This is a genomic window from Streptomyces sp. NBC_00019 (assembly GCF_045041015.1).
GTDB lineage: Bacteria > Actinomycetota > Actinomycetes > Streptomycetales > Streptomycetaceae > Streptomyces.
Map to the genome: position 1 here is coordinate 11,274,070 of NZ_CP108302.1, position 13,238 is coordinate 11,287,307.

At 69.8% G+C, this 13,238-nt stretch carries 11 protein-coding genes; 2 read left to right on the forward strand and 9 right to left on the reverse strand.

The window, feature by feature from the left end; genetic code table 11:
- The first annotated feature begins 355 nt into the window (after positions 1–355).
- Both OHU89_RS52650 and OHU89_RS52655 read left to right on the forward strand, forming a co-directional pair.
- On the forward strand, positions 356–1,957 hold the full coding sequence (locus tag OHU89_RS52650; RefSeq protein WP_405654187.1) for an ISL3 family transposase: 1,602 nt from the start codon (positions 356–358) through the stop codon (positions 1,955–1,957).
- Positions 1,958–2,000: 43 nt separating this feature from the next.
- A complete protein-coding gene (locus OHU89_RS52655; RefSeq protein WP_405654189.1) occupies positions 2,001–2,588 on the forward strand; it encodes an SMI1/KNR4 family protein in 588 nt (195 codons plus the stop codon).
- A 383-nt stretch (positions 2,589–2,971) separates the two neighbouring features.
- On the opposite strand, the gene OHU89_RS52660 is transcribed toward OHU89_RS52655, so the two are convergent.
- From OHU89_RS52660 to OHU89_RS52700, 9 genes are all read right to left on the reverse strand, one after another.
- Positions 2,972–3,595, reverse strand: coding sequence for a hypothetical protein (locus OHU89_RS52660; RefSeq protein WP_405654191.1), 624 nt, complete (start codon positions 3,593–3,595; stop codon positions 2,972–2,974).
- A gap of 88 nt (positions 3,596–3,683) precedes the next feature.
- Positions 3,684–5,240, reverse strand: coding sequence for a ParB/RepB/Spo0J family partition protein (locus tag OHU89_RS52665; protein WP_405654193.1), 1,557 nt, complete (start codon positions 5,238–5,240; stop codon positions 3,684–3,686).
- Positions 5,241–5,682: 442 nt separating this feature from the next.
- Positions 5,683–6,897, reverse strand: a complete 1,215-nt coding sequence (locus tag OHU89_RS52670; protein WP_405654195.1) for a DUF6573 family protein — start codon at positions 6,895–6,897, stop codon at positions 5,683–5,685.
- A gap of 117 nt (positions 6,898–7,014) precedes the next feature.
- The gene (locus OHU89_RS52675; RefSeq protein WP_405654197.1) at positions 7,015–7,728 is read right to left on the reverse strand and encodes a PP2C family protein-serine/threonine phosphatase; all 714 of its coding nucleotides are present in this window, start codon (positions 7,726–7,728) and stop codon (positions 7,015–7,017) included.
- A gap of 76 nt (positions 7,729–7,804) precedes the next feature.
- Positions 7,805–7,972 carry a hypothetical protein gene (locus OHU89_RS52680; protein WP_405654198.1) on the reverse strand — a complete coding sequence of 56 codons (168 nt, stop codon included), beginning with the start codon at positions 7,970–7,972 and terminating at the stop codon, positions 7,805–7,807.
- 153 nt (positions 7,973–8,125) lie between these two features.
- The gene (locus tag OHU89_RS52685; RefSeq protein WP_405654201.1) at positions 8,126–10,657 is read right to left on the reverse strand and encodes a hypothetical protein; all 2,532 of its coding nucleotides are present in this window, start codon (positions 10,655–10,657) and stop codon (positions 8,126–8,128) included.
- Positions 10,658–10,781: 124 nt separating this feature from the next.
- Complete coding sequence (locus tag OHU89_RS52690) at positions 10,782–11,420, reverse strand: hypothetical protein (protein ID WP_405654204.1); 639 nt, start codon at positions 11,418–11,420, stop codon at positions 10,782–10,784.
- Between the two features lie 120 nt (positions 11,421–11,540).
- Positions 11,541–11,705 carry a hypothetical protein gene (locus tag OHU89_RS52695; protein WP_405654207.1) on the reverse strand — a complete coding sequence of 55 codons (165 nt, stop codon included), beginning with the start codon at positions 11,703–11,705 and terminating at the stop codon, positions 11,541–11,543.
- 186 nt (positions 11,706–11,891) lie between these two features.
- A complete protein-coding gene (locus OHU89_RS52700; protein WP_405654209.1) occupies positions 11,892–12,455 on the reverse strand; it encodes a hypothetical protein in 564 nt (187 codons plus the stop codon).
- Positions 12,456–13,238: the final 783 nt, after the last annotated feature.

Here is a 13,238-nt window from a genome sequence, read left to right on the forward strand (position 1 = left end):
GGGGACCCGCCAGTTACGGGACAGCCCTTAGGCTGGAAAGCGATACCTCGAAGCCACGGCCATGGGGAGATTCCCCTGGGTGCGGCGAGCAGCTGATGAGCTCGTGCACCGCGCCTAGGGCGGGACCATTCCCGCGGGTGCAGGGAGTGGCTTTGTCCACGAGAACGGGCGACGTTTCGACATCAGGACGGGCGGACTCAGGGCTTCTGGCGTGCGAGGAATGTTCACGAGATCGGGTTCTGGCTCACTTTCCGTGGAGCATGCACGCTGAGTGATGGTTGTCGGGTGAGTGGTCCCTGATGAAGTTGCCTGGAATTGCCCCGTACCGGGTGCGGTGTGGCTGACAGTTCGGCCCGTGGAAGAAGTGGTGCTCCGGCTGGAGGAGTTGCTGTTCCCGGCGATCGACGACGTGGCGGTGCTGTCGGTCGACGTGAACGACGAGGCGGTACACATAGAAGCCCGAAGCACAGTGGCTGGGGCCATCTGTCCCGCATGCGGGATCTGGTCACGGCGGATTCACAGCTCCTACCTGCGCTTTCCCGCTGATGTGCCCAGCGGAGGCAGACGGGTCGCTCTCTGCTTGCGCGTCCGCAGGTTCCTCTGCCCGGTCATCTCGTGCGGGCGGCGGACCTTCGCCGAACAGCTGCCAGGGTTGACCCGTCGGTACGGTCGGCGGACAGAGCGCCTGCGCTCGACGCTGGCCGCGGTCGGCCTCGCGCTCGCCGGTCGGGCCGGTGCCCGCATGGCGAGAGTGTTCGGCGTATCCGTGAGCCGCAGCACGGTGCTGCGGCTGGTCGAAGCGTTGCCCGACCCCGACGTTCCGGCCCCGCGGGTGGTCGGCGTCGATGAGTACGCGACCCGCAAAGGTCGTCACTACGGGACTGTCCTGGTCGACGTCGAAACCCGGCGTCCGGTGGACCTGCTGCCCGACCGGGAGGCGTCCAGCCTGGCCGCTTGGCTCGCGAAACGGCCCGGGGTGGAGGTGGTCTGCCGCGATCGGGCACCGTTCTTCGCCGAAGGCGCCACGGCCGGGGCGCCACAGGCGGTGCAGGTGGCGGACAGGTGGCATCTTTGGCACAACCTGAGCGAGGCCGCAGAGCGGTGCGTCGCAGACCACCGCGGATGCCTGCAGGTCCTGGCGCCAGATCCAATCCAGTCTGCCCCCGAGCCGGAGAAGTTCGAAGACCCCTCCGGCTCGCCGTGGCCAAGGGGACACCGCTTCGCTGACCGCACCCGCGTCAAGCACGCGACCGTCCACGAATTACTGGCAGCCGGGCTCAGCCGGAGGGCGATCGGCCGCCAACTCCGTATGACTTCCCGCGCCGTTAAACTCTTCGCCGACGCAGCCACTCCGGAGGACCTGTTCCACGGGCAGTGGCAGGGTCGGCCGTCCAAACTCGACGCCTTCAAGCCCTACCTGGATGACCGCTGGAACCAGGGCTGCACGAACGCCTGGACCGTGTGGGAGGAGATCGTTCCGCTCGGCTATCAAGGCAGCTACCAGCGGGTTCGCGCCTACTTCCGGGAGAAGCGCCTCTCACCGGGCCCCGTCACAGCTCGACCACCGTCACCCCGCGTCGTCGCCGGATGGATCCTCCGCCGGCCCGAGACCCTCACCGAGACCGAGCACCTTCGGCTCAAGGCCGTGCTGGTCCACTGCCCCGAACTCGATGCTCTTACCGGCCACGTCCGCTCCTTCGGGCAGATGCTCACCGAGCGCCAGGGCGAACGGCTGCCACAGTGGCTCGACGCCGTCCGGCGAGACGACCTCCCCAGCCTCCACACCCTTGCCGCAGGCATCGACCGTGACCGCGACGCCGTCATCGCCGGGCTCACACTGCCCTGGAGCTCCGGCGTCGTCGAAGGCCACGTCAACCGGATCAAGATGCTCAAACGCCAGATGTTCGGCCGGGCCGGCTTCGCTCTACTGCGGAAGAGGGTGCTTCTGGCCAGCTGACCACAACCACTCATAGGGTGACGGGGACGAGAGAAGATGCACCATGGATCCCCGCATACCCCGCCTGCGTCGCAAGCTGGCCGCGATCCCGTTCCAGCCACTGCGCAGCCACTCCTTCGGGGAAGAACAACACAAGTTCCGCCTCGGTCCGAAGCTCGCGGAAGTACGTGTCGCCGCGTTTGAGGCCGAGCACGACATCGTCCTGCCCGACGCCTATCGGCAGTTCCTCACGTACATCGGCGGCTCTGGCGCGGCGCCGTTCTACGGCCTCATGCCGCTGGAGCGGTGTTCCCTGCTGGTCATGAATCCGCGTGGAGAACCGGGGACACCCCGCGGCTTCGACGGCACAGACCCCAGGGCCCACGGACGCGATCTCTTCCTCCACATCATCGAGCTGGGCTGCACCGACGTATGCGTCATCGCAGTGACCGGTCCCCTCACCGGCCGCGTTCTCATCGGCAACGGCGACGGGTTCTGGGGCCCCAACGTCTCCTCCGCCACCGACTTCCTCGACTGGTACGAACGCTGGCTCAACCACATGAGCGCCGGACGCGACAACCGGGCCCTGGAACTCACCTCACCCCGGCTTCGAGCCCATCCGAACCGCCACCGCATGGCTCCGAGGATCTGACTCTCCGTGGCAGCAACACGGAATGTGTGCCAGAGCCGGTTCTCGTGAACATCGACTTCGGCCCGAATCGGGTGCCTCCCAAAGTACTGAACAACCGCTGCCGGGACACGAGAACAAAGCCACGGGGAGCAGGCCAACGGCGAGTACGACCTGCCTGCGGGGATGTTCCCCTGCTCACGCAGGTCCAGGCGACGGGAGGCGACTACTCCCCGCGTCCGCGGGGATGTTCTCACGGACCCCCAGGACCCCGCCAAGGCCCTGCTGGTAAGGGCTTTGGTGCCTGCTCCCCGCGCCTGCGGGGGTGTTCTGGCAGCGGCAGATCGAGAATCCGTTGGTCGTTGGTTTTCCGCTTGCTGGTGAAGCGCTGTCGGGCGGTGGGTTGGTCAGCGGGTGATGCGGGCCCGGGTCTTGTCGGCTTGGGTGTGGATGGTGTTGGCGTGTGCGGTGGCGCGGATCTTGTTGGCCCAGTTGGCGGCGCGTTGGGTCAGGTCGGCGAGGCGTAGGAGGGAGGCGTTGTGGTGCTGGCGGGCGTGGTCCATGAGGCGGGCGTGTTCGGCGGTCAGCTCCTGGGCGGTGTAGGTGGCGATGGCTTCGGTGCCGTGGCGGTGGGTGACGCGTCCGAAGGGGCAGGCTTCTTCTTCCTGTTCGATGACGGCGACGTCGGCGGCGGGCCAGCCGGTCGCCTCGTCACGGGGGCCGAGCTGGATGTCGAGGACGCACACCGCATCCGGGTCGTGCAGAGCGTCACGCTGATAGCGCAGGTGTGGTCGGGGGACGGGGCCGGTGGGGCGTTGGGTGTGGGCGCGCCAGCGTTCGGGGGAGGGGTCTTCCTTGTTCTGGTGGAGGCGGTGGAGGTAGGCGAGCAGGGCGGGCAGTTGCCAGGCGGCGGAGCCGTAGGGTGCGGCCGGCATGGCGAGCCCGGCCCGGGCGATGAGTCCGGTGTGGTTGCTGATGGCGGCCTGGGCGATGAACAGGCGGGTGGTGAGGCGGAGTTCGGAGCGGAGCATGGCGAAGCCTTCCGGACGGGCGGCACGCGAGAGAGAGGCGGTCGGGGCCCGGGGGCCGGACCGTTCGGTCCGGCCCCCGGGGTGTGGGTCAGGACGCGTCTTCGGTGTCCTCGGCGCTCGCGTCGTCCTCGGTGTCCTCGTCGGCCTGGCCGTCGGTGTTGTCCGCGTCGTCCGGGTCCGGCTCGTCCTCTTGGTAGGGCTCGTCGTCGGCGATGGCCTGTTCGATGCGGGAGAGCGGGTAGCCGATCTCGGCGAGGAACGTGAGCCAGGTGCGGGCGTCGGCGCGGATGTCCGACAGTTCGTAGACGGCCGAGCGGGCGGTGCGGTCGGTGCGCCAGGTGCGGACCTCGGCCATGCGCTTTTCGAAGGTCGCGGCGAGCACGGCGAAGTTGAGCAGGGTGAGCCTGGCCGGGGTGGCTGTCTTGGTGCGCTCGGCCAGGGTGGTGTAGCCGGTCAGTTCTTTGATGAGGTTGTGGCGGCCGATGTCGCCCGACCATTGGGCCACGGGCTTGGGGCAGGTCAGGAGCTGTTCGGTGATGAACGCGGCGAGCGGTTTTGGCGCGCTCTTGCGGCCGATCAGGTCCTTCAGCCACGTCTGGCGGGTTTTCTCGGCGGCGCGGTAGGCCTTGTTGCCCGCTTTGACGTACTCGCGCGACGGCTCCGAAGGCTTGGCCCCGCCCGCCGCTTCGGTGGGCTGCACGTCTTCCTCGTTGTCCGTGTGCGGGGCGTCTTCCTGAGGCGGCCGGTGGCCGAAGCGGTCCGGGTCGGTGCAGAAGTAGTCCACCTCGCCGGGCTGCTGGGGGTTCTCGGCCCAGGTCGCCACGTGGCCCGGGCACCCGCTGTGGGCCTCGGCGCTCATGGGCTCGCCGTGCGGGCCGTCCAGCTCGGCGAGCTGGATGGCGGTGGGCGGAAGGGTGTCGGAGTCCTCGGCGAGGCGCACCCCGGCCGCCTGGAGCTGCGGGCGGACTGCGGCGCGGGCCTGCTGCTCGGCGCGGTCCTCGCGTTCCCACTGCACCTGGAAGTCGAAGCGGCCCTTGGTGTGGGCCTGCAGTAGCCGGTCTACGGCGTCGGCGTCGTCGTTGAACTCGCCCAGCACGCCGAGGACTTCGAGGTCGAGGTCATAGGTGCCGGTCTCGGCGAGTGCGGCACGGGTCCGCTGGCCCACCGTCTTGGCGGTCTTGACCGCTTGGGAGACGTCCTTGCGGGAGCGGCCGGTGAGCTCGGCGACCCTTGTCTGCTTCATGCCCGCGCCGACTGCCCCGAACAGGGCGTCGGCCTGCTCCAGCTCGGTCAGGCCCCGGCGGTAGTCGTCGTCGTTCTCGATGAGCTGGTCGATGAAGTCCTCGCCCGCCTCGCGCAGCAAGGGGTCGAGCACGTACGCGGGGACCTCGATCGCGTCCTGCTCCTGCTTGGTCTCCTTGGCGGCCCGGGAGCCGAAGTAGCGCCGGTGGCCCATCTTCAGCTCGTAGGTGTCCTCGCCGAGCGGGAGGACCACGACGGGGACCTTCACGCCGTTGGCCGCGATGGACTTGAGGAACTTCTCGTCCAGGCTGAGGTCCTGGCGGACGTTGTTGTCGTTGACGCGGATCTGGCCGAGCCGCAGGGTGACCCGCTGCATCGGTGCCGTGGTTGCTGTGTCGCTCACGGATTGCTCCTCGTGCGATCGGTTGGTGTCGGGCAAGTTGCCGCTTGCTCAATATAATCAATTATACGCCCTATCGAGGCGCGGGCAAGGCCTCTTGCTCCTGAGGGGCCTAGGTGCGGTCCTGCCGGATCGCCTCCGCGACGGCTTCGGCAACGTCCTCGGTCTCCTGGGGGGGTTCGCGGTTCGCGGAACACGGCGACCGGGCCGCAGGGGGCGAGGCTCGCCGTGAGGCGCAGTTCGCCGCGCTCGTCGACGGTGAGTGTGTATGTGTCGGCGCCCGGGGCATCCAGGACGCCGGAGGCCTGCCAGGGGCCGGGGGTGGCTTTCCAGTTTCCGCCGAGGAACTCGGCCGCGAGACTCGCGACGGCTGCGGGAGTGATCATGGGTGCTGGTCCTTTCTGGCCGGGCCCGGGGGCGGTGGGCCCCCGGGCCGGTCGGGCGTTCAGTCCTCGTGGGGTTCCATGACGGTGATCACGGGCTCGCCCTGGTCACCGGGCCCGATCGCGCAGACGAGCCGGACCGGTCGGGCGTGCTGCGTGCGGCCGTCGCGCGGTACCCGCCGCAGGTTCACGATGACGCGATCGCCGCTCCCGCTGCTGGCCCGGATCGCCGCGCGGGACATGAACAGGACGTCCCACAGACGGCCCCGCTCGTCCTGCGGCACCTGCCGCTCGCTGTCGCCCTCGTTCCAGGCCACGCAGCCTTCCCATACGGCGCTGGTCAGGGCGACCGGCACCCGGAAGCCGGCCTCACGGGCCAAGTCGGCGTGGGCGGCGACCAGGGTGCCGTCTGCCAGAGCCTGGGCGCGGGTGTAGGCGTGGATGATGTCGTCCGGGTCGGCCAGGGGCGCCGACCGCATGGCGTCGCCGCTGACGTCGGGGTCGTCGGTGACGGCCCCGACGTGCAGGACGGCGTCGATACGGGACAGCACGCTGTCACCGTGCGCGCGGCCGGTTCGAGGGGAGCCGGGGCGCTGTTCCGCTGACTCATCCGGGGAGCTGCCGCCGGTGGCGGCGGGGGAGGAGACGGTGGGCGGTTCGGCGGCCCTCTCCTCGGCCGCCATGGCGGCGTGCACCGTGAGCATCGTTGCCAGGCCTAGTGCCCTCCCGGCGTCCCCGGCCCTCTCGGCCTCGGCGCGCGCGTGCTCGAACTCCTCTCCGATGTGCTCGTGGCTGGAGCCCTGGGCGAGTCTCACGCGGACGGTCTTGCCCACGAGATCGGCTGCCATGGCGGGCACATGGGCGGGCAGGCGGTCACGGCCCGGTGTGCGGGTTGCGACCCTGTGGCGCGCCAGGGTGCGAGCCGCGCCGTGGTCCTGCGCCGTGGCCGGTCCGGCGGCCTGGCGCATGTGCCGGGGTGCGGGAGGGGCGGTGGGGGGCGCCGCGGGGGCCTCGGCGTCCGGCGTGTCGTCCGCGGGGGCGGGGGTCTCCTCGGCGGTCAGGACGTAGAACTCGCCTGAGTGAACGTGGACGGTCCATTTCTGCCCGGGGGTGTCCTCGGTGAGCCGGGCGCGCGGTGTGCGCTCCCAGGCCGCGAACGCGCGGGCCGGGTCGACCGGCAGCATGTTGCCGCTGTCGGAGTCGTAGGCGCGGCAGGTGCGGGCGGCCGTGCGGATCTCCGCAACGCGCTTGGTCCAGTTCCGGCGGATCGTGGTCATTGTGAGTCCTCCTGTTTCGAGTGGTGCCGGGTGAGTTGCCGCTCATCCGGTAGGGGGCTGCCGGTCCGGGCGTGTGGGCCCGGACCGGCGCGCGGGGCAGGGGTGCAGGGGGCGGGCCTACCTGGCGGGGAGATCGGCCACCAGGGCGGTGGAGTTGTCGGGGCGGGGACCTGCGTGGGCGACTGCGAAGGCGGCGACGGAGCGCGCGGCCTGCTGGGGGGAGCCGGTCAGGTAGTCGGCGAGGTTCAGGGCCGAGTCCTCCATCGGCTCGTACGCGCCGTCGCTGGCCAGCAAGAGACGGCAGTTCTCCGCCTCGCGGGTGACGGACTCGATCGCGGGATGCCCGTGCCGGTCCCTCTGTTCCTGGTCGGTCTCCGCCGCGCCGAGGTACGACGTGACGACGTTGCGGTTGCCCCCGTTGATCCGTCGAAGGTTGTGGTCGGCGGTGAGGCACTGGACGGTGCCGCGCGGGGTGAGGACGTAGGCGCGGGCGTCCCCGCACCAGGCGACCGTGAGCGGTTTGCCGGGAACGGCAACGCCGATAACGGCGCACGCGGTGGGCAGGTCGTAGCGGATGTACTCGTCCCGCCGGTCCGGCTCGGCGGCGTAGATCTCATAGACAGCCCGAAGACCGGCTTCGGCGTCCGCGCGCACGGCGGCGGCCCGGGCGAGCCGGCGGGCGGCGGTGCAGGTCCAGTCGCGCACCGCATCGCTGGAGCCGATGCCGTCGCACAGGACGTAGGCGCGGGCGCCGTTGTGGGTGTAGGTGGCGGTGGCGTCGCACTGGTGGGAGCGGGCGCCGATGAGCTGGTATGCAGCGTGGGTGCGCATGATGTCCTTCTGGTGCGGGTCGGGTTGCCGCCCAAACCGTAGAATCAATAATACGCTATCGTGTGGGGTGTGACAGTCAATCAGCACGGAAAACCTCCTCACCGTTGACGGTGATCCGGAGCGTGATCGTTCCGGCGGGGCTGATCAGGTCGCCGGGTACCTCGCCGGTGTCCAGGTGGACGGAGACGACCAAGCCGTCCCCGCGCTGCCAGTAGGCGTAGACCTGGGTCCCGCCGGTCTCCATGCACGGCAACGTTGATCGGTCCTTGCGGCGCTGGTGAAGAAACCGTGCGCGTCGGTTCAGCGTGTCCGCGCGGCGCTGGCTCATCCGCATAACTGTGCTTCCTCCAGGGGGCCGGTCCTGGCGTGCGGGCCCGGACCGGCGGGCGGGGATGTGTCAGGACGGGGGGTCAGCGGCCGCCTTCGCACGCTGCGCCTCCCAGGCTTCGCGCTCGGCGCGCACGTAGGCTTCGACACCGGCGACGGTCAGCTCTGCGACCCGGAGGGCTTCCACCTCGGCCGGATGCTGGGCGGCGAACTCCTCGAATCGGCCGCGTACCTGCCGGGCGCGGAACAGCCACTCGTACACCCAGCGCCGCGATGACGAACGGCGGTCCCTGGCGTGCTCGACCAGGGCGCGGCCCTCCTCGCCACCCACAGCGGTGCCAACGGCTGCGGCGAGTGCTGAACGCGCGGCGTCCTGGGCGCGGTGGGCGTTGAGGTACGCGCGGGTGTACGCGTGCCGGTGCCCCTTGCCGTGCCGTTCCTCGACCCACCGGTCGTAGGCCTCGTGGAAGGCTTCGCCGGCCCGCCCATGCTCGGCGTACCAGATCACCCACGCGCGCCCGGGAGCCTCCAGCATCTGAACCAGTGCCCCGTACCCGGAGGCCGTGGGCTCCCGGCCCTCGGCCGCCAGCCGTGACCGCCAGTCCTCTTCCTCAGCAGTCAACTGACGCTCGGCCTCGGCGATAGCCTCCACGGCGAGCGTCTCGGCCTCGACGGCGCGCGGTGCGTCCTTGATCTGCTCCAGGGCGGCGCGCACCCGCCTGACCGCGTCCACCATCGCATCCCGCTCCGTTGCCAGAGGCCGCGCATTCTCGCCCATGTACGCCCGGTAGCCGCGCTGGGCCCGGGTGAGGGCGCCGACAGCATCCCGGTGCGCCTGCTCGGCGACGGCTAAAGCCGCCCTGGCGCGGTCGGCGGCCGCGCCGGTCAACTTGCCGTGCACGAACTGCGCTTCTACCGCCATCTCACCAATCTTGGTGATGACGTTGCCGAGCTGGCGGAGCCACTCGGCCGCGTCCCGCCCCCACACGGTCCGGCCGCTCGCCTCGTCTACGCGGCTGATGGCACGCACGTCACGCACCCACGCGAGTACGTCGCGAAACGCGGCGCCGGTGCGGCCGTTGTGCTGCGAGACCGACCCCCAGTAGCGGGCGCCGTCCCACACACACTGGGCGGAGAATGCCTGAGTACCGGTGGACACCGGGAACTGACCGGACAGCGTGACTGCCCGCACGTCAGGGCCCTGCGAAGGCAAGGAAGCGACGCTCACGTCCCACCCGTTGGCCGTGGCTGTCTCGACCAGCGTCCGCGCGTTCTTGGGCAGCTGGGCCACCTCGTCCGCCGATGGCGCCAGGGGCGGGGCCGCGGGGGCATCGCCGGTCGGCTCGGGCTCCTGCGGGCTGGGCGTAGCGGCCGGGCCGGGCTGCGGGCCGCGGGACGGCCCGGTCCCGGGGCAGGCCCCGCCGTCGGACTCCCATGCTTCGACCGATCCGGGATCGCACGGCCCGGCGTCCGCCGCTGCGGCCGTGACCGATGCTGTCTCCGCTCCGGTGGGGGCGGTCGGCTCGACGGCCACCCGCCGGATCACGTCCCCCGCCGACCACGCACCCGCGACCCGGTAGCAGCGCGCGGTGATCAGGTCGGCGACCCGGTCCAGATCGACGGCGCCGAAGCTGGGGTAGTGGCACCCCTCCTCGTTCCATACCGTGGCGCGTTCCCACGGAACCCCGGGGTGCCGCTGCCCGCAACCGCACGTGAGACCCAGTGCAGCGCCGTTCATCGGCGTGTACGAGAGCACCGCGTAGGCGGCGGTCATGGTGCAGGTGAGCGACCGCACCCACAGCTCGTACACCCCGTCGTACACACCCAGCGTCAGATGGCCGGACGAGACCACCCAGCGGGCGAACTCGGCCCCCTCCGCCTGTGTGCGGCCCTCCTCGACGGCGTACGCGGCGAGATCTTCGAGATAGGCGGCGTTCGACGCGAGATACCCCGCAGGGAGCACCGACAGCACCGGTTCCGTACCAGGGGCGGCATCGTCGCCCCCGGGGGACAACAGGCAGTCAGCGCCGACGTAGTCACGTCCGACGAACCGCGACGGGTACAGCGTCAACGGGACGGCGGCCTCGGTCCACGGACGCAGCATGACGGGAACCTCACCCGCCGGGGTGGCCGCGATGTCGGCCGAGACAACCTCCGCCGTCACCGGCGGCGCGCCCCGCTTGCCGTAAACGGACATCGACAGATCCGGCGCGCTCACCACGGTGCAGGCGGCGGGAGCTTCGGCCGTCACCGCATCCCGGACGTCGCGCCATGCGATGCCCTCGGCGGCCGTCTGGCCGTAGCGGGTGAGCGTGGCACCGTCCCAGCGGTACCCCCGGGCGGTGAGCTGCCACACGCACCGCAGGACGATCACCCCGCTGTCCTGGGGGGCGGTGAGCAGCAGCGCGCAGTGGCCGGGCTGCGTCTGGACGCTGGCGGTCCATCCCGCCCCCTCGGCCTGGGCGGTGAGGCGGACCAGGTTGCGGGGCAGGTCCGCCGCGCGGAGCTGCTCGGCGGTGGGGGCGGTGCGGGCCGGCACCTCGCTACGGGGCCGGGCCGGCTCCTGGGCAGGGGTGCGCTCGGATTGCGTGGACTCGGTCATGTCGGATCACTCCACTGTGAGTTGGTGCCGGGTGAGTTGCCGCTCACACCGGGAGGCGGGGCAGGGGGAGGCAGGGGCCTCCCTTCCGGGCCGGTCAGCCGACCGGCCCGGAAGGGAAGGGTGCTCAGTTGCGGCGGTTCGGGGGCCGGTTGTCCGGGGGAGTGGTGCGGCTGGCGCCCTCACGGGCGGGGGCCTGGTCAGGGCGGGGCACCCGTTCGGCCTGCCGGTACTCGACACCCGGCTCCGGGGCCAACGGCGCGCCGGTGTCGTCAGTGCTGTACGCCTCGCGGACCTCGTCCTCGGTGAGCGGCCGCAGCCACCCGTTCCGGACGGCCCACGCCCGGACCCATTCCGACCCGTCCGAGCCGAAGCTGCGCACGACCAGTCCTCCCCGGGCGCACTCGACCATGGCCGCACCGATAGCCGCGCAGACGCGCAGGGCTTCGGTCTCGTCCATGACGATCGCGCCACCCATGGCGGTGAGGTGCTGGCCTTCGAGGAACTCGTGACCGGGACCGATGACGCTCACCACCAAGTGGTGCGTCCCTTCGCCGAGAACATCGAACACCAGGGCCGAGTACGCCTCGACCGCGCGGTCGAGCAACTCGTGCGCGTGGTCGGCGGCTGCGCTCATCGCGGCATCCGTCACGTGGTCGAGGTCGGATGCGGGCGTCCACCGCATCGCGTCAATGCTGAGCTCCTCGCCCGGGTCAAGGTTCTGACCTTCGAGGCTCCGTCGTACGTGGTCTTGGTACTCGCTCATCGTTCCCCTGCCTTGGGTTGGTGAGTTGGCGGCGGAAGAGTTGCCGCTCATCCGCAGAATCAATAATACGCTATTGTGGGGAGTGAGCTCAACCCTCAACCACCCCCCGAACGTGGCGAGTTACGACGACCTGACCGGCGTCACCTTGGTACGGAAGAACATGTTCCGGGCGAGGCTGAACGCGACGCGCCTGACTTCGCCGGTGCTCTCGCGCCTGCCGTAGATCTCGACGGCGGTCAACTCATCGCCCTCGTAGGCGGCCTCCAACACGGTGCCTTCCCACACCTCCGGCCACGGTGCGAGCCGGGTTGCCGTCCTCGGCCGTGAAATGGCGGCCAAACTCCGGCTCGGTCGGCGCTCAACCCGAACCCGCTGCCCCCGGCCGATCGGTCCTGCGGCGGTCATGCTGCCCCCTCTGCGATAGCTGGACTCCGGACCAGGGGGCGGCCGTAAGCCGCCCCCTGGGGCGCACTACCGCGTCCGGCACGCCTGCTGCTCCTCGGCGGCGGCCAACAGTTCGGCGGCTCCATGGCGAGCGTGGTCGGCCCGTACACGCTCGGCCACCTCGTCGGCGGACGGCAGCCCGAACCCTCCATCAAGGGCCAGCACTTCGTACGCCTCGCGCCACCCGCGCACCTGGCACTCGACGGCGGCGCGGGACGCGCACGCGATCGTCAGACCTCCGACGGTCACAGACAGTGCGCCGATCCCGTCCGGGCTCACCGTCGCGCTGCGCGCCCGGATCTTGGCGCGGCGGGGTGCGTCGTCCAGGATCACAAACGAATTGATCGTGAGTTCGGGTTCACGCAATTCACCTGCGGCCACTTGCTCAGGGAAAATCCGGTCGAGCATTGCGGCCGCTTCGCACCAGCCTTCCCACCACACGCGCGCACCGATAGGGTGCCGGAATTCAATGATGGCGGTCGGGATCTTGAGAAGGGGAATGAGCGTCAGACCGATATGGGCATCGGTCTCGTGCTCTCCAGCAAGATGGATCGTGAGTCGGCTTACCGCGTCAACGGTTTCCGTGTCCAAGGGAACTCCTCGTGTTGGTGATTGAGCCCGAGTCAGGTTGCCGCCTGACATCGAAATCAATAATACACTCACGTGCGCGAGGAGGAGACCGAAACACCGAACCCCGCAACAACTCTTGCGCCTTCTCCTGCGACTACTCCTGCGCCTTCTCTTGCAACATCTCTTGCGCGACCCTCGCAGACAGAACTGACGTATCCACAGGTCAACCCAGGTTCCCGCGCTTGGTCGGGGGTCTGACATCCCCTCTACTGCCGCTGCTCCCTGCCCAAGTGAAGAAGAAGGATGGGGGGCGGGTGGGTGTGGTCGGCGCGGCGGCATCGGGGATCGGGGCGGAGTCTCCTGTGTTGCGCGTCGGCAGGGCCTCCGCGCTGGGCCGCGTGCTGGCGCGGACTGGTGCTCTGAAGCGGTGGGTGGTCCGCGCTCGGCGCGGCCTCTGGCCAACGGCTGTCGGGGGAGCAACCCAGGTATATTCTCAGGCACACGTAATTCAATGGGAAACAGGGAGGATTGAGAGGGAATCAGTTTCTGCATTCTGGAGGGGAGTTGAGATTACGTGATCTCAAGTTGGGGAATTCTGAAATGGCGAGCTAACCAAGGGAATTGACCGGAACTCAGGACAGGCACCCCCGTCACCTAGGTGCGCTTTTCAGGAATTCGCGGAGCGAATTCCTGGGCCGGATTGCGGAGCAATCCGGCTATCGTCACGGAGTGACGATCCATCAACTGCCTTGCGGAGCAAGGCAGTTGGCCCGCCGCGTAGCGGCGGCGCGTCGTGTCTGCGGA

Bases quoted from the DNA above. Each gene is read 5' to 3' on its own strand.
- OHU89_RS52655 (WP_405654189.1), top strand. From the start codon at position 2,001: ATGGATCCCCGCATACCCCGCCTGCGTCGCAAGCTGGCCGCGATCCCG.
- OHU89_RS52685 (WP_405654201.1), bottom strand. From the start codon at position 10,657: ATGACCGAGTCCACGCAATCCGAGCGCACCCCTGCCCAGGAGCCGGCC.
- OHU89_RS52660 (WP_405654191.1), bottom strand. From the start codon at position 3,595: ATGCTCCGCTCCGAACTCCGCCTCACCACCCGCCTGTTCATCGCCCAG.
- OHU89_RS52690 (WP_405654204.1), bottom strand. From the start codon at position 11,420: ATGAGCGAGTACCAAGACCACGTACGACGGAGCCTCGAAGGTCAGAAC.
- OHU89_RS52680 (WP_405654198.1), bottom strand. From the start codon at position 7,972: ATGGAGACCGGCGGGACCCAGGTCTACGCCTACTGGCAGCGCGGGGAC.
- OHU89_RS52675 (WP_405654197.1), bottom strand. From the start codon at position 7,728: ATGCGCACCCACGCTGCATACCAGCTCATCGGCGCCCGCTCCCACCAG.
- OHU89_RS52670 (WP_405654195.1), bottom strand. From the start codon at position 6,897: ATGACCACGATCCGCCGGAACTGGACCAAGCGCGTTGCGGAGATCCGC.